The sequence below is a fragment of the Flavobacterium hydatis genome (genome assembly GCF_000737695.1).
In the GTDB taxonomy this organism is placed as follows: domain Bacteria; phylum Bacteroidota; class Bacteroidia; order Flavobacteriales; family Flavobacteriaceae; genus Flavobacterium; species Flavobacterium hydatis.
In genome coordinates this window covers 16239-33576 of the sequence record NZ_JPRM01000003.1, presented here as the reverse complement: position 1 = coordinate 33576, position 17338 = coordinate 16239, and the positions used below count along the sequence as shown (strand labels likewise).

The window sequence follows — 17338 nt, the reverse complement described above, 5'->3', positions numbered from 1 at the left end:
TTATTTCTTTTATTTTTATCTGAAGCTAATCCTGCTATCCGTTACAATCTTTATTGTTTTAAAGAAAAACAATAAAGGATTTCCACTTCTATCAGGGCTAGGTATTTCGTTTATTAAAACCCTAAATAAGCTGCAATTTCACCTCTTAACATTACAACACCAGTAATCATGATATTGATGATAGAAAGCGGAATTAATATTTTCCAACCCAAATGCATCAATTGGTCATATCTGAATCTTGGAATAGTCCAACGAACCCACATATAGAAAAATATGAAAAAGCATATTTTGGCAAATAAAACAACCATTCCTAAAACGTTAGCCGGATTTACACCCACATTATCTACCATCCATTGCATACCAGGATAGTTATATCCACCAAAGAATAATACAGAGATAATAGTAGCCGAGATAAACATATTTGCATATTCAGCAAATAAATAGAATCCCATTTTCATCGAAGAATACTCCGTGTGATATCCACCAACTAATTCCGTTTCACATTCTGCTAAGTCAAAAGGAGTTCTGTTTGTTTCAGCAAAAGCACAAATAAGAAATATCAAGAAAGATAAAGGTTGGTAAAAAACATTCCAGTTTAATTCAGCTTGTTGCATAGAGATTTCTCTTAAGCTTAAACTACCAGTCATCATTAATAATGCAATCATCGATAAACCCATTGCGATTTCATACGAAACCATTTGCGAAGCTGCACGAACCGCTCCCATCAATGAGAATTTACTGTTAGATGCCCATCCACCAATCATGATACCATAAACCCCAACAGAAACAACTCCGAAGAAGTATAATAAACCAATATTGATATCAGTAGCCTGTAGTAAAATATCTCTGCCAAATAAGTGTAATTTATCTCCCCAAGGGATTACGGCACTTGTCATTAAAGCAGTACTCATGGCAATTGCAGGACCTACAACAAATAAAAATTTGTTTGGTGTATTAGGTATAAATTCTTCTTTAGAGAATAACTTCATACCATCTGCAAGAGGTTGTAATAATCCACCCCAACCAGCACGGTTAGGTCCAACACGGTCTTGTAAGAAAGCTGCAACTTTACGCTCAGCCCAAGTAGAATACATCGCCATAATCATAGTTACAGCAAAAACCACTAGAATTACAACACTTTTTTCTATAATAAATGTACTATCCATTCCTAAGAGATTTTGTCGTTATTGGTTAATGGAATTTGAGCCATACTAATCTTTTTACGGTCTTCATCTCTACCCAAAAGAATATTCTTTTCCGTAGCGATTTCTACTTTTTCTAACTTACGAGTATAGTTATTTTGGTTAATAACCGAATCTTTTTCAAACTCTCTTGGTCCTTCGATAGTCCAGTCAGCAACATTTTTGTGGTCAAAACGACAACTGTTACAAATAAACTCTTCTACTTCGTGGTAAATGTCTTTACGACCAGTTACACGTTGTATTTCGCCACCAAACATCCAAACAGTAGTTTTACCACAACATCCAGGAGTAGTACACTCTCTGTGCGCGTTGTAAGGCTTATTAAACCAAACTCTTGATTTAAAACGGAAAGTTTTATCAGTTAAAGCTCCAACAGGACATACATCAATCATATTTCCAGAGAACTCATTATCGATGGCTTTAGAGATACCAGTCGAAATATTAGCGTGATCACCACGATCTAATACACCGTGAACTCTATTATCTGTCAATTGATCTGCAACTTGTACACATCTCTGACATAAGATACAACGGTTCATGTGCAATTGAATATGCGGACCTATATCTTCTGGTTCAAAAGTTCTTTTCTCCTCAATAAAACGTGATTTTGGATTTCCGTGCTCAAAACTTAAATTTTGAAGATCACATTCACCAGCTTGATCACAAATAGGGCAATCTAAAGGGTGGTTAATCAATAAAAATTCTGTTACAGATTTACGTGCTTCCGTTACTCTGTCAGAAGATTTGCTGTTTACTTCCATACCATCCATACATCCTGTTACACAAGATGCCATTAGTTTTGGCATTGGTCTAGGGTCAGCTTCACTTCCTTTCGATACTTCAACTAAACAACAACGGCATTTTCCTCCGCTACCTTTTAATTTTGAGTAATAGCACATGGCTGGCGGAACTAAATCTCCACCAATCATACGTGCAGCCTGTAGGATTGTTGTCCCTGGCTCTACGTCTATACTTTGACCGTCTATGGTTACTTTCATCTCTATATTTGTTGGTTTAGTTTAAGGTTTAAAGTTGTCAAACTTTAAACTAAAAAAAACTTTAAACTAATTTAAACTGTTTGTTTTGTTACTAAATGTTTCACTTGCGAAAAAGGCTCAGCAACAAAATGCTCTCTGTTTTTTATCTTTTCTGGGAAACGAACGTGGTATTCAAATTCATCTCTAAAATGACGAATAGCTGCTGCTACAGGCCAAGATGCTGCATCTCCAAGTGGACAAATCGTGTTTCCTTCGATTTTACTCTGAATACTCCATAGTAATTCGATATCCTCTTCACGACCTTGACCGTTTTCGATTCTCCATAATATTTTTTCTAACCATCCAGTACCTTCGCGACAAGGAGTACATTGTCCACAAGATTCGTGGTGATAAAAACGTGCAAAATTCCATGTGTTTCTTACGATACAAGCAGTGTCGTTATATACGATAAATCCTCCAGAACCTAACATCGATCCAGTAGCAAAACCACCATCACTTAAAGATTCGTAAGTCATTAAACGATCTTCACCATTTGCAGTTTTAAAAATTAATTCAGCTGGCAAAATTGGCACAGAAGAACCTCCAGGAACAAACGCTTTCAAAGGTCTGCTAGAAGACATTCCGCCTAAGTATTCATCAGAATTCATGAATTCATCAACACTTAAACCTAATTCAATTTCGTAAACTCCAGGGTTTTTAACGTGTCCAGAAGCAGAGATTAATTTAGTTCCGGTAGAACGACCTACACCAATTTTGGCATAATCATCACCAGAGTTATTAATAATCCATGGCACAGTGGCAATAGTTTCAACATTGTTTACCACGGTTGGGTTAGCCCAAAGTCCAGAAACAGCAGGGAATGGTGGTTTAATACGCGGGTTTCCTCTTTTTCCTTCCAATGACTCAATAAGTGCAGTTTCTTCTCCACAAATATAAGCACCAGCTCCACAGTGAACGTGTAGTTCTAGGTCATATCCTGATCCTAATATATTTTTACCCAAAAATCCAGCAGCTTTCGCTTCGGCAATGGCTCTTTCTAATATTTTGAAAACCCACATATATTCTCCACGAATGTAGATATATGATAAGTTAGCGCCTAAGGCAAAACTTGAAGTAATCATACCTTCAATCAATAAGTGAGGAATGTATTCCATCAAATAACGATCTTTAAAAGTACCTGGCTCAGATTCGTCGGCGTTGCATACTAAATGTCTTGGTTTTCCTGATTTTTTATCAATAAAACTCCATTTCATACCTGCAGGGAAACCTGCACCTCCACGACCACGAAGACCTGATTTTTTTACCTCTTCAACAACTTCGTCTGGTGTAAGCGTTTTTAAAGCTTTTTCTACAGATGCATAACCACCATTTTTGCGGTATACTTCGTAGGTTTTAATACCAGGAATATTGATTTTATCTAATAATATTTTCTGTGACATATTATTTATCGTGTAATATTATTTTATTATCCTTACAATCAGCGATTAACTGATCTATTTTTTCTTCTGTAAGTTTTTCTTTGTAGAAATCGCCTAATTGCATCATCGGAGCATATCCACAAGCACCTAAACACTCAACGCCAGCAATGCTGAACATTCCGTCAGGAGTTGTTTCACCCATTTTGATACCTAATTTCTCAGATGTATAATCCATTAAATTTTCGGCACCACTTAAACAACAACAAGAGGTTTGGCAAAACTCAAACATATATTTACCCATTGGTTTTTGGTTGTACATGGTATAAAAAGTTACCACTTCGTAAACCTCAATTGGTTTTATATGTAAAATTTCGGCAACCTTGTCCTGTAACTCAATACTTAACCAATTTTCATGGGCATCTTGTACTTCGTGTAAAACTGGCAATAAAGCCGATTTTCTTTTGTCTTCAGGATAATGACTGATTAATTCATTGATGCGATTCATCAATGCTTCAGTCATATTTATTTCTTGTTTGTAATGTGTTCTTTCCATTCTTAATTTTAGATTTTAGATTTTAGACCTTAGATTTTTAAATCTTCAATCTATAATCTACATTAACCTACATTCTGCAATCGTTATTATTTGTTTTTGATTTCGTAATCTATAATCAGAAATCTAAACTCTACAATCTTTTTATGCGTCTAACTCTCCAGCAATAACATTTAAACTTGATAATATTACAATGGCATCAGATAACATTGCTCCTTTAATCATTTCAGGGTATGCTTGGTAATAAATAAAACAAGGTCTTCTAAAATGTAATCTGTATGGAGTTCTGCTTCCATCGGTTACTAGGTAAAATCCTAATTCACCATTTCCACCTTCAACAGAGTGATATATTTCGGCAACTGGAACAGGAACTTCTCCCATTACAATCTTAAAGTGATATATTAAAGATTCCATGTTAGTGTATACATCTTCTTTTGGAGGAAGATAGTAATCTGGAACTTCGGCATGATAAACATTTCCTTCTGGCATTTTATCTAATGCTTGACGGATAATGCTTAAACTTTCCCAAACTTCGGCATTACGAACGCAGAAACGGTCGTAAGTATCTCCAGATTTTCCAACAGGAACAATAAAGTCAAAATCTTCGTAAGATGAATATGGTTGCGCAACACGTATGTCGTAATCAACACCACTTGCACGTAAGTTAGGGCCTGTAAAACCGTAAGCCATAGCTCTATCGGCACTTATTGCTCCAACATTAACCGTTCTATCTATGAAAATTCTGTTTCTTTCGAATAAGCTTTCGAATTCTTTCCAAGCAACTGGAAATTCTTCTAAGAAAGTTTCGATTTTTTGGAAAGCAGCCTCAGACCAATCTCTCTCAAATCCACCGATTCTTCCCATATTTGTAGTTAAACGAGCTCCACAAATTTCTTCGTAGATTTCGTATATCTTTTCTCTAAATTGAAAAACGTAAAGGAAACCAGTATACGCACCTGTATCTACACCAAGAATTGAATTACAGATGATATGATCGGTAATTCTAGCCAATTCCATTACGATAACTCTTAAGTATTGAACACGTTTAGGTACTTCAATCTCCAAAAGTTTTTCTAGAGTCATCCACCATCCCATATTGTTAATAGGAGAGGAGCAATAGTTCATTCGGTCTGTAAGAGGAGTGATTTGATAAAAAGGACGATTTTCGGCAATTTTTTCGAATGCTCTGTGGATGTAACCAATAGTTGTTTCAGCCTCAAGAATTCTTTCACCGTCCATTAACAGTACGTTTTGAAAGATACCGTGTGTAGCTGGGTGTGTTGGTCCTAAGTTCAGAACAGAAAGTTCACTTCCTTCGTCGTTTAGTTTCTGTTCGATTATTTTAGCATAGCGATGCTCTGGTGGTAATAATAGTTCTGACATTTATTTAATGTGAAAAATTATATGATTTTGTCTTAGCAATTTGTTATTGTTCTTCCGAAGAACCTGTCGTCTTTATCAGTTCTTCCGCTGTCTTCCATTGGGAATTCTTTACGCATCGGAAATGAAATCATCTCATCCATATTTAAAATACGTTTCAATTGTGGATGACCGATGAAATTTACCCCATAAAAATCATAAGTTTCTCTTTCCATCCAATTTGAACATAAGAAAATGTTTGATATGGTTTTTATTTCTGGTTTTTCACCATTGATAAAGGCTTTTATTCTGATTCTTTTGTTTTCATACCAGTTATGCAAATGGTATACTATTGCAAACTGATGATCAACGTCATTATCAGGATAGTGAACACCACATAGATCGGTTAGGAAGTGAAAACGTAATATTGGATCATTTTTCAAAAAAAGAATTACAGCTGTAATTTTATCAGAATCAACTTCTAATGAAAAAATGTCTCTTTCTTGATTGAAATTGAAAACACTATTTCCAAATGTTTCAATTAATTTATCTTGAATTTCTATTGTCTCTAATGCCATTTTGTTATTGAATGTTATATGAAGCCAATAATTCTTGGTACTCTGGTGAGCTACGTCTTCTTACAGACTCACTTTTTACTAATTCTTGTAATTTCATTACACCATCAAGAATTTGTTCTGGTCTTGGCGGACAACCTGGAACATAAACATCTACAGGTATAATCTTGTCAATTCCCTGAAGAACTGAATAAGTATCAAAAATACCTCCAGACGATGCACAAGCACCTACAGCAATAACCCAACGAGGTTCAGCCATTTGTTCGTAAACCTGACGTAAAACAGGACCCATTTTTTTAGAAATAGTTCCCATTACCATTAGCATATCCGCTTGACGAGGAGAAAAACTCACACGCTCAGAACCAAATCGTGCTATATCGTAATGTGAAGCCATTGTAGCCATGAATTCGATACCACAACAAGATGTTGCAAATGGCAAAGGCCATAATGAATTGGCTCTTGCTAAACCTACAACGTCGTTAAGTTTTGTAGCGAAGAAACCCTCTCCTGTAACTCCTTCTGGCGGGGCAACCATATTTATATTTGAATCGCTCATTTTTATTTTAGATTTCTGATTTTAGATTTTAGATTTTTGTAAACCGTTTAATCAAAATCAATTTTAATATCGTTAAATCTTAAATTTGAGAAATCTAAAGTCAGAAATCTCAAATCAGAAGTTATTATTCCCACTCTAAGGCTTTCTTTTTGATAATGTAGAAGAAGCCTACTAAAAGAAGTGACATGAATACTAACATTTTTAGCATTCCCTCCATACCTAGTTCTTTAAAGTTTGCTGCCCAAGGGTAAAGGAAAATTACCTCAACGTCGAACAATACAAACAAAATAGCTACTAAGAAATATTTTACAGAAAATGGTACACGAGCATTACCAATAGATTCGACACCACACTCAAAGTTTTTGTCTTTGCTGGCAGAAGCTCTTTTTGGACCTAATTTTCCAGAAATGATAATGGTTCCTACTACAAAACCAACAGCTAAAATAAGCTGCATTAAAATTGGAATATAATTTACTTGATCTGAATGCATAATTTAAGGAATTTTTGCTTAAAAATAAGTCACAAAGATAGCCCTCAAGTATGTAAATCACAAGCTAAAAAATGATTTAAGTAGGTTTTGAAATGTAGTAATAGTGTAATTTTTATTGATTATAAATAAGATTTGATATTTTATGATTTTTTTAAGAATTTGACGCAAAAAAAAAGCGTTTCGAATTTAATCGAAACGCTTTTAAGCATTCGGTGGCAAAAAAAATAAATTGCTATATTTTTATGCTTAGATTACTGCAACTTTTGCAGCAACTTTACCTTTTCTTCCTTCTTCTTCTTCGTAGCTTACTCTGTCACCTTCGCGTAATTCTTCCGCGTTGATTCCTGATGCATGAACGAAAATGTCTTTTCCTGTTTCTTCGTCTGTAATGAACCCGTAACCTTTAGACTCATTGAAAAATTTAACTGTACCTGTACGCATTGTAATAGTAATAATAATTTATAATGAGGCAAATGTAAGATTTAAAATAATACAAAAGACAACAAACTGTTAATTTTTTAGAAAAAATATTGATTTACAGTCTATTCACTTATTATTTTGCTTCAATTTGGATGTGTAATTCTTTTAATTGTAAAGCATCTATTGCTGCAGGAGCATCAATCATAACATCACGACCTGAATTGTTTTTTGGGAACGCGATAAAATCTCTAATTGTCTCTTGTCCACCTAATATAGCAACTAATCTGTCTAGTCCAAAAGCTAATCCTCCGTGTGGTGGAGCCCCAAATTGGAATGCATCCATTAGGAAACCGAATTGTGCTTTAGCTTCTTCTTCGGTAAAACCTAGGTATTTAAACATTAATTGTTGTGTTGCCTTATCGTGAATACGAATAGAACCTCCTCCGATTTCATTTCCGTTAAGAACCATGTCATAAGCATTGGCGCGAACTTTTCCAGGTTCAGTTTCCAATAATTGCATATCCTCTGGTTTAGGAGATGTAAACGGGTGGTGCATTGCATGGTAACGACCAGTTTCTTCGTCTAATTCTAACAACGGGAAATCTACTACCCATAATGGAGCAAATTCTTCTGGTTTACGTAAACCTAAACGAGTTGCTAATTCCATACGTAAAGCACTTAATTGTGCACGTGTTTTATTGGCTGGACCAGAAAGCACAAAAATCATATCTCCAGGTTTTGCTCCTGTAACTTTTGCCCAATTGGTTAAATCGTCTTGATCGTAAAATTTATCTACAGATGATTTGTATGTTCCATCGTCATTACATTTAGCATACACCATTCCTGATGCACCAACTTGCGGACGTTTAACCCAGTCAATTAACCCGTCGATTTCTTTACGAGTGTAATTTCCTGCACCTGGAACAGCAATTCCAACTACTAATTCGGCAGCATTAAATACTGGGAACTCTTTATGTTGTGCAAATTCGTTTAATTCTCCAAACTCCATTCCGAAACGAATGTCCGGTTTGTCATTTCCGTATGTTTTCATAGCATAGTCGTAAGTAATTCTTGGGAATTTATCTACTTCTACACCTTTTATTTCTTTTAGTAAATGTCTTGTCAATCCTTCAAAAACATTTAAAATGTCTTCTTGTTCTACAAATGCCATCTCGCAATCGATTTGTGTAAACTCTGGCTGACGGTCTGCACGTAAATCTTCGTCACGGAAACATTTTACAATTTGGAAGTACTTATCCATTCCACCAACCATCAATAATTGTTTGAAAGTTTGTGGAGATTGTGGTAATGCATAAAATTGTCCTTCGTTCATACGGCTTGGTACAACGAAATCTCTTGCTCCTTCTGGAGTCGATTTTATTAAATAAGGAGTCTCAACTTCGCAGAAATCCAAATCAGATAAATATTTACGAACTTCCATTGCCACTTTGTGACGGAAAAGTAAACTGTTTTTTACTGGATTACGACGAATATCAAGGTAACGATATTTCATTCGGATATCTTCTCCACCATCAGTTTCATCTTCTATGGTAAATGGAGGAGTTAGTGCTGCGTTAAGAATAGTTAATTCGGTAACTAAGATTTCTACGTCACCAGTAATCATGTTTTTGTTCTTGTTCTTGTCTTCACGCTCAATAACTGTCCCTTTAACTTGGATTACAAATTCTCTACCAAGAGTTTTTGCTGCTTCAAAAACGGTTTTATCACTACGACTTTCGTCGAAAATAAGTTGTGTAATTCCATAACGGTCGCGTAAATCGACCCAATTCATAAATCCTTTATCACGTGATTTCTGAACCCAACCCGCTAGTGTAACTTCTGTATTAATGTGTGAGGCGTTTAATTCGCCACAATTATGACTTCTATACATGATCCAAATTTTAGATTGCAAAAGTAAACACAAAAATTAAATAAGTCCAGTTTTCTATTGTTTAATGCTATTCTTCTTGATTATTTTTTTATTTTGGTTTATATAAATGTTTATTTTTACTTGAACTTATTAAATAAATTATGAAAAAAATGACCTTTTTGCTGCTGTTTTCTGTGGGCGTAACCTTTGCTCAGAACAGTGAAAGCAAAATAAAATTTACAGCCAAAATCTCTAATAGAAATAGTGATACACTAGTTATTAGAGGGAAAAATAGCTTTAAGCAAGTTATACCTATAGATAAGAAACAAGTTTTTGTGGCAACATTTGATGCGCCTAAGGGATTCTATCAATTTTCGGACGGAACTGAGGCATCAAGTCTTTACTTAAAACCGGGTTCGGATATTAACCTGACTATGGATGCTAAACTTTTTGACGAAACGATTGTTTATAAAGGTAAAGGAACAAACGAAAGTAACTTTTTAGCTCAATCGGCATTGGCAGATGAAAAGTTTCAGGAAGAAGCTTTTGCAAAAGAAGCTATTGAATTTGCAAATCTTTTGGAAGCAAAGATGAAAACAGATTTAGCAAATATCGAGAAAGGCGATTTTGATCCTGAATTTAAAGAAGCAGTAAAAAAATCAGTAGAGAAATCTCATGCTTATGCACAAGAAGCGTATGAAAGCAATGCTAGAATGAAAAAGCTGAATGGTAAGCCATCTCCAGTTTTTGAATTTGAAAATTATAAAGGAGGAAAAACTAAGCTTTCGGACTTAAAAGGGAAATATGTTTATATCGATCTTTGGGCAACTTGGTGTGGACCTTGTAGAGCTGAAATTCCTTTCTTGCAAAAAGCGGAAGAAAAATATCATGGAAAGAATATTGAGTTTGTTAGTATTTCTGTAGATAAAGCGAAAGACCACGAAAAATGGAAAAAGTTTGTAGTCGATAAGAAATTAGGAGGAACGCAATTGTTTGCTGATAAAGATTGGGAATCAGATTTTGTGGTGAGTTATGGTGTAACAGGAATTCCTAGATTTATCTTAATCGATCCAAAAGGAAACGTTATAAGTGCAGATGCTCAAAGACCTTCTTCGCCAGAGTTATATGTTGAGCTAGATAAATTATTGAATTAAAATTCTTATAATTTTGTAATGCGTTGATATATTGGTAAGTATTGTATTTAAACACACTTTTAATTTCCAATGTTAAGTTTTTACTCAATGTTACCAAATTGTTAAGTAAAAGTTTTTTTAATGTAAAGTATTAGTTATATTTGTTTATAGATTTTAAAACATTAATAACTAAAGATATGAAAAAGTGTGTGATTTTAGTTGCAATATTGTTCTCTGGAATTTTAGTTGCACAAGAAACTAAACCAGTATTAGAAGCTGTTGGACAAAAAGTAAAAGCTACTTATTACTATGAAAATGGTAAAGTTCAGCAAGAAGGTTTTTTTAAAGACGGTAAATTAGATGGTGTCTGGGTTGCATTTGATGAAAATGGAAATAAAAAATCTACAGGATTATACGCGAACGGTGAAAAAACAGGTAAATGGTTTTTCTGGAATGGATCTAATCTTAGTGAAGTAGATTATTCTGATAGTCGTGTAGCATCAGTAAAAAACTGGAAACAAGATGCACTTGCAAACAGAAACTAAGACTAATTATAAAACCAAAAAAGGTTGTTCCTATTTGAACAACCTTTTTTTTGTGCCTATTTTTTTGATGATTTGCTTTTCTTTTTTCTTCCGTACCAAATGATAAATCCTGTTACGGGTAATGATGCTGCAATTAAACTCGCAATAAATGCGATTATCTTTCCTGGTAAATCAAGGATCTGACCTGTATGAATACCATAATTCATTTCGACCACTTGTAAACCTAAACTCTTTTTCTCAAAAGGATCGCTCTGAATTAATTCGCCATCATAAGGATGAAAATAATAATTACTCTGGTGGTCGTATCGTAACGAGTGAGGATATGCACCTGTATTTATAACGTCGCCTTTTTGTTGCGGAATCATTACATAAAACATTTCGGCTTCTGGGTTTTTTATCATAGTCTGTACTAAAGCACGATCTATGGCGGCAAATGTATTGTAGTCAAACTTTGTAGTGTCGACTACAGGAGCTTTAGTTTCTAGAGCTTTATCACCACCAAAATTGAAGGTTTTATAGATTCCGTCGCCAACCCATTCGTAAGTAAAGGTTAAACCAGTTATTGCAATAATGATAATGATTATCGATATGTAAAACCCAGATGTGTTATGCCAGTCATAATTTACACGGCGCCATTTGGCAGACCATTTAACACTTAAGCTACGTTTGATGTCGCTTTTGCGTTTAGGCCACCATTGAATGATTCCTGTAATTAAAAGTAGTATGAAAATAATAGTTGCACCGCCAATAATATGTTTGCCTATATAATCGGGTAGGAGTAAGTATAAATGAATGTGTTCGACGATGATAAAAAAGTCTGTTTCGGGATTTTCAGTCTTTAGATATTCTCCTGTATATGGATTAAAATAAAGATATAAGTTCTCGGTGTCAGAATAGGTGTAAACAATTGCAGAGCGATTTTTGCCATAAAAGGAAACCATGCTCGATTTATAGGTAGGAAGTATCTCTTTAGCTTTTTGCTGTAAAACTGAAGGGAGCATGAAAGGTTTGTTTTGTGGCTCAACCAAACGCCATTCTTTACGGGTAATATCTTTTATCTCGTCATGAAAGCAAAATATACAACCTGTAATGCTTACAATAAAAACAATAAGCCCAGATGTTAATCCGAGCCATTTGTGTATAAAGCGTATTTTTTTCTTAAAACCCATATTTCAATTTGCTAAAAGATAGTATCGTATCTTTTATTTAGAATTGTTGCAATAGGCAAAAGTAGATTGTAAATGTATAACCCACAAATTATATCGATTTATTTTGGATGAGTTAATGTTTGTCTAGGAAAAATGGAACGCGGATTATACAGATTTACTAAAGTAAAGACGCGGATAACAACGGATTCTTTCTATTGCTTTAAAAATTCGTTTTTATCTGCGTTTTCGCATAAGCGAATCTGTTTAATCTGCGTACTTTTTAGACAATCTAATTGTCTTCTTTTTTCTTTAAACGAAATGAAATGTAAAGTGTAATCGAAGCAAGAACTATCCAAAACACGTCGATAAAGAATATCTGAACTTCGTTTTTGGCAAATGTTTTCCAGAACCAGTTTCCTGTACAAATTCCGTTTGCAATAGGGATAAGGAATCCTAAAATACTTCCTGATAATAAGGAGAACTTGTTTGTAAAGGCATTGTTCTTTTTTAGAATGAAAAACACAGCTAATAGTAACCAACCTATAAAATAGATACTATAAATATTAGATTGCCCTAATGGATAAAATACTTTGGTTGCTATAAACGATAATGCTGTAATAGGATACATGCTTAAGCATATTGCTAGATAAATTCGAACAACACCTTCATTAAAACGACGTTTCTTTTCTGGCATATTCTTTTTATCTCTTGCAACTAACCAAATCATAACGCCAGATATTATTACAATACAAGTAATAATACCAAGTACAAAACTTATTATTTTGAGCGCATATCCTCCATAATCGCCAAAATGGATTCTGTACAAAACATTCTTCACCACATCGAGATATGTGGTTTGAGTAATCGGATCTTTTTTGGCAACGACTTTACCATCGGCAATCTTATAAATTACTTTCCCGATTCCGGTGAATTTTTTGTCATACTTCATTTCGCCTTCTACCAAGACATGCATATTGGTATCACCGTAATTTTGGATATAAACACGAGTAATCTCAAAATCATTCCAGTTGCTTTTGGCTTTAGCCACCAATTCATCTATGCTAAATGGAGTGGCCAATTTTTTATTGTCAAATTTATATTCTGGATCAGTGTATTCTAAATCTTTATATAATTTATCTTGATCACCTTTATAAAGTGCCATTACGCTTGGAGCGACAATCAATAATTTAATCATGAAGAATGCTCCTGTAACGGCATATACAAACTGAAAAGGCAAACCAATCATTCCTAATGAGGTATGAGCATCTGTCCATAATGTTTTTAGTTTTTCCTTTGGTCTGAATATATAGAAGTTAGAAACGATTTTGTTCCAATGTAATAAAACGCCCGTTATGATGGCAAACAAGAAAAACAATGCAACAAAACCAGAAAGGTAATAGCCAATTGGGTAAGGAATTTGCGCAAGAAAATGAAGTCGGTATAAAAACTCACCCAATGAATATGAATCTTCATAAGTATGAGTTTTGAAGTTTTTGGTATCTAGGTAGAAAAATGACCCTTCTTTTAATTTGGCAGCAGCCAAAGAATCTTTGGTGCCTTCGAGGAAAATGTTAACTCTTCTTTCGATACTATTTTTTGATATAGAAATATTTCTTCCGTGTAAGGTATATTCTTTATCCAGATTATTTAAAGCTTTGTCGTAATCTAGTTCTATGTTTTTTGTGATTGCTACAGATTCACTTCGTTCCCAATCGATGATTTCATCTCTAAAAAACGAAAAAGACCCAGCAAAGAAAATAACAAATAACACGACACTTATTACGATGCCACTTACGGTATGTGTATGAAAATAGATATTATAGTTCCTGTTATTCATAAATTATCGAGTAATAGGGTTATAGGTTTGACCAAGAAAAATAATACCACAAAAAATTAAGGTTAGTAATAAATAGATACCCCAGATTTTCCAGCCGTTTTTGGCTAAAAAAGCAACAACCATTAAAACAACCCAAAGTATAAATCCTGTAAAAGCCATTGTCATTATAACATTAACATGGCTGACCCATGAAGCTAGTGCGAGATGAAAACTTACTGAAACGAAATAACCACCAAGTATTGCAGCTGTTATTTTGGCAAAACGTTGCCATCTGGATTGGGTTAAGTATTTAGGATTTGCAGGCATATTTTAAAATAAGCAAATAGTTAATTTAGTAATAGTAAAATTCTAGTAGTCCTGAGATAGCAAATAGAATTAGGATTCCTTTTGGATTAATAACTTTTAGAGGTGCCAATAGGATAATCAAACTACCGATAGTCATTAATTGAATAAAAAAGAATAAAGTTGCCGAGCCCAAAGCTGCGGTAAGTAACCATAATGAATAAGCGAAAAATAATAAACACAATCCTGTGATTTTTGTTTGTTTTGGATTTTGGCGCATCCATTTTTGATAGCTAAAATCGTAAGATAAGGCGGCTCTTTTTGAGGTGTAGTATAAAGTATAAAAAGAGATAAAAACGAAAAGGCTTGCTATTGTTATCATGATTTTTATAGTTAAAAAAAGCATCTTTCCGGGTATTGTTAGAAAGATGCTTTTGGTGAGTTTTTTAGAATCTGTACGAAAAACTTGCTGCAAAAGTTCTTGGATCTTTTGGATGAATTGTAGACCAACCATCGTAAATTTCCTCGTTTGTAATGTTGTTTAATTTTAGAGTTACTGTGAATTTCTCTGCAGTATAAAATATAGATGAGTTGATTACTGTGTATTCAGGAATTGTAAATGTTCCTGCAGTAGCTCTGTTCATGATTTTGTTATCTCCAACGTAATTTCCTCCAAAACCTATTCCGAGACCTCTTAAGAGTCCTTGAGAAAATTTATATGTAGCCCAAAGGTTTGCTAAGTTTTGTGGTCCTGCACTTTCTGGTCTAAACCCTACAAAATCTGGATCACCTGCGGTTAAAACAGCATCATTGTAACTATAGCCCAAAAGAATGTTTAAACCTGTAATTGGGTTAGCAATAAGTTCTGCTTCAAAACCTTTATTACGTTGCCCTCCATCTTGATGCGAAACTTGATTATTAGGTACTACAGCAGTTGGGTCAGTTGGGTCAACATAAGGAGTTTCGATTACATAAACTTTATCTGTAACTTTTATGTCATAGTAGCTAAAAGTAGCGTATAGTTTATCTCTAAAAAGATTTAATTTAGTTCCTACTTCAAATTGATTAGCATGTTCTGGATTGAATGTTAAAGGAGTAACAATACCTGCATTACGATTTTGTCCAGGCGCTACATTAGAAAATCCATCCATATAATTTGCAAAGACAGAAACTTTGTCTATAATTGGCTGGTAAACAATACCCAATTTAGGAGAAAAAGCAGTTTGATTGTAGTTGTCATCTTTAGTAGTAACATCACCACCATTTATAAAACGGTCAGCTCGTAAACTAACCATTGCAGATAAAGCAGGTGTGAAATTAATTACGTCAGAGAAATAAGCACTGTAAACTTCTTGTCTTGTTTTGTTATTATTTCTTGGACTGTTTCCTATAATTGCATCAGATCCAGCTTTTGTTAAGTCACCAGTGTCTCCGTTTGTAGGGCGACCAATAACGTTATTAAAAGATTGTAAGTCATCTCCAATGTATACTAAACCATTACTGAACCAACCAGAGTTATGATCTGTTGCAGTTCGGTTGAAATAATCAAAACCTACTACAAGTCTGTTTCTTAATTTTCCAATTTTAAAGTCACCAATAAAGTTTTGTTGAATATCTGTAGAGACATCTCTAGCATCTTGATCAGTAAAAGATCTGCCAAGAACAATTCCTTCTTTGATAGATTCAAAAGCCTTTCTACTTGTTGATTCATACAAATAAGTATAGTTTCCTATTGATTTTGCTGAGCTCGTTGAAAAAACTGTCTGTGACGTCCATTGATTAGAAATCTTATAATTCATTTGACCTTGTAAGTTATACGAAGGTGTTTTCATTGTAAGTTCATTACTTGTATAAGAGCGGTTGTTATCATATTTTAATTCCGCAATGTTATGTACTCTTAATGGATTTGCTCTATCTAAAAATAACATAGTCGGATTAGTACTTTCATTGGTCATAAACTCCGTGTTTACTAAAAATGATAATCTATCATTTACCTCATATGATAATGAAGGTGCAATAAAAAAAGATTCTCTAAAACCAGCATCTTGAAAACTATTTTGTTTGTTATAAGCTGAATTGATTCTAAAGTTTAATGTTTTTTTGTCATTTAATGGTGTGTTAAGATCTACAGTAGCACGATTTAAACCGTAACTGCCAACAGTATAATTTACTTCACCACCAAAAGTTCTATAAGGTTTTTTTGTAGTTGTATTAATTAATCCACCGTATGAAATTAAACTACTTCCGAACAATGTTCCTGAAGGCCCTTTGATTATTTCGATTCTATCAATATTTGCAGGATCCAAACTTCCGTTTGTTAAACCAGGTAATCCGTTAACCATTGTTGGTTGAACAGCAAATCCTCTCAAAGAATAGTAACCTGCTCCATCTCCGGCACGACCAGTTGAAGCCCACAATTGTGTGATTCCAGATGCATTTTTTAATGCATCATCAAAGGTAGTTACAACTTGTTCTTTTAATACTTCACCAGTAATAGTTGTATATACTTGTGGATTTTCAAGATTTTTAAGTGGTAATCTTGATACTTGTTGGTTTTCTTTGCGAGCATAATGATTTTTTTTACCACTATTTATAACTACTTCGCTTAGCTCTTCGGAACTTGAACTAATGGTGAAGTTTTCCATTAATTCGTCACCATTGTTAACGGTTATTTTCTTTTCTCTAGTAGTTTGTCCTATTACGGATACTTTTATAATATAGGTTCCAGGCTTGATGTTCTTTAAGATATATTTCCCTTCGTCATCTGTTACTGTTCCTACTCTGGTTCCTTTTAGAACTACCGAAATATTGTCGGCACTACTATTATCTGTTAAAATAACCTGACCTTTGATAGTTGCTTTTTGCTGTGCCCAAGTCGTGGTACTTAGTAACATAACAAAACAGAAACTCAAAAAGGATATTGTAAGTTTGGATTTCATAATTATTTAGAATTGT

Annotated in this window: 17 protein-coding genes; 2 read left to right on the top strand and 15 right to left on the bottom strand. The window is 34.2% G+C overall.

Annotation, left to right across the window (positions count from 1 at the left end; translation table 11 throughout):
* Positions 1 to 113: 113 nt before the first annotated feature.
* The 10 genes from nuoH to aspS form a co-directional block, all read right to left on the bottom strand.
* Positions 114 to 1166, bottom strand: a complete 1053-nt coding sequence (gene nuoH, locus IW20_RS02295; RefSeq protein WP_035618221.1) for an NADH-quinone oxidoreductase subunit NuoH — start codon at positions 1164 to 1166, stop codon at positions 114 to 116.
* Positions 1167 to 1168: 2 nt separating this feature from the next.
* A complete protein-coding gene (locus tag IW20_RS02290; protein WP_035618219.1) occupies positions 1169 to 2200 on the bottom strand; it encodes a 2Fe-2S iron-sulfur cluster-binding protein in 1032 nt (343 codons plus the stop codon).
* Between the two features lie 71 nt (positions 2201 to 2271).
* Positions 2272 to 3639, bottom strand: coding sequence for an NADH-quinone oxidoreductase subunit NuoF (gene nuoF, locus IW20_RS02285; protein ID WP_035618216.1), 1368 nt, complete (start codon positions 3637 to 3639; stop codon positions 2272 to 2274).
* A 1-nt stretch (position 3640) separates the two neighbouring features.
* Positions 3641 to 4171, bottom strand: coding sequence for a complex I 24 kDa subunit family protein (locus IW20_RS02280; protein ID WP_035618214.1), 531 nt, complete (start codon positions 4169 to 4171; stop codon positions 3641 to 3643).
* Positions 4172 to 4312: 141 nt separating this feature from the next.
* Positions 4313 to 5551, bottom strand: a complete 1239-nt coding sequence (locus tag IW20_RS02275) for an NADH-quinone oxidoreductase subunit D (RefSeq protein ID WP_035618212.1) — start codon at positions 5549 to 5551, stop codon at positions 4313 to 4315.
* A 32-nt stretch (positions 5552 to 5583) separates the two neighbouring features.
* The gene (locus IW20_RS02270) at positions 5584 to 6105 is read right to left on the bottom strand and encodes an NADH-quinone oxidoreductase subunit C (RefSeq protein ID WP_035618209.1); all 522 of its coding nucleotides are present in this window, start codon (positions 6103 to 6105) and stop codon (positions 5584 to 5586) included.
* Between the two features lie 4 nt (positions 6106 to 6109).
* Positions 6110 to 6658 carry an NADH-quinone oxidoreductase subunit B gene (locus tag IW20_RS02265; protein ID WP_035618207.1) on the bottom strand — a complete coding sequence of 183 codons (549 nt, stop codon included), beginning with the start codon at positions 6656 to 6658 and terminating at the stop codon, positions 6110 to 6112.
* A gap of 124 nt (positions 6659 to 6782) precedes the next feature.
* Complete coding sequence (locus IW20_RS02260) at positions 6783 to 7148, bottom strand: NADH-quinone oxidoreductase subunit A (RefSeq protein WP_035618204.1); 366 nt, start codon at positions 7146 to 7148, stop codon at positions 6783 to 6785.
* A 246-nt stretch (positions 7149 to 7394) separates the two neighbouring features.
* Positions 7395 to 7589, bottom strand: a complete 195-nt coding sequence (locus IW20_RS02255) for a cold-shock protein (protein ID WP_007137066.1) — start codon at positions 7587 to 7589, stop codon at positions 7395 to 7397.
* A gap of 112 nt (positions 7590 to 7701) precedes the next feature.
* A complete protein-coding gene (aspS, locus tag IW20_RS02250; protein WP_035618200.1) occupies positions 7702 to 9459 on the bottom strand; it encodes an aspartate--tRNA ligase in 1758 nt (585 codons plus the stop codon).
* A 140-nt stretch (positions 9460 to 9599) separates the two neighbouring features.
* Between aspS and IW20_RS02245 the strand changes: the two genes are divergently transcribed.
* Complete coding sequence (locus IW20_RS02245) at positions 9600 to 10592, top strand: TlpA family protein disulfide reductase (protein WP_035618197.1); 993 nt, start codon at positions 9600 to 9602, stop codon at positions 10590 to 10592.
* A gap of 176 nt (positions 10593 to 10768) precedes the next feature.
* On the top strand, positions 10769 to 11116 hold the full coding sequence (locus tag IW20_RS02240; RefSeq protein ID WP_035618195.1) for a toxin-antitoxin system YwqK family antitoxin: 348 nt from the start codon (positions 10769 to 10771) through the stop codon (positions 11114 to 11116).
* A 56-nt stretch (positions 11117 to 11172) separates the two neighbouring features.
* On the opposite strand, the gene IW20_RS02235 is transcribed toward IW20_RS02240, so the two are convergent.
* The 5 genes from IW20_RS02235 to IW20_RS02215 all read right to left on the bottom strand — a co-directional run bounded on the left by IW20_RS02235 (position 11173) and on the right by IW20_RS02215 (position 17322).
* On the bottom strand, positions 11173 to 12285 hold the full coding sequence (locus IW20_RS02235; RefSeq protein WP_035618192.1) for a PepSY-associated TM helix domain-containing protein: 1113 nt from the start codon (positions 12283 to 12285) through the stop codon (positions 11173 to 11175).
* Positions 12286 to 12553: 268 nt separating this feature from the next.
* Complete coding sequence (locus tag IW20_RS02230; RefSeq protein WP_035618190.1) at positions 12554 to 14101, bottom strand: PepSY-associated TM helix domain-containing protein; 1548 nt, start codon at positions 14099 to 14101, stop codon at positions 12554 to 12556.
* Positions 14102 to 14104: 3 nt separating this feature from the next.
* Positions 14105 to 14407: a hypothetical protein gene (locus tag IW20_RS02225; protein WP_035618187.1), complete on the bottom strand. Its 303-nt coding sequence runs from the start codon at positions 14405 to 14407 to the stop codon at positions 14105 to 14107.
* A gap of 25 nt (positions 14408 to 14432) precedes the next feature.
* Positions 14433 to 14765, bottom strand: a complete 333-nt coding sequence (locus tag IW20_RS02220) for a hypothetical protein (RefSeq protein ID WP_035618185.1) — start codon at positions 14763 to 14765, stop codon at positions 14433 to 14435.
* A 64-nt stretch (positions 14766 to 14829) separates the two neighbouring features.
* Positions 14830 to 17322, bottom strand: coding sequence for a TonB-dependent receptor (locus tag IW20_RS02215; protein ID WP_035618182.1), 2493 nt, complete (start codon positions 17320 to 17322; stop codon positions 14830 to 14832).
* Positions 17323 to 17338: the final 16 nt, after the last annotated feature.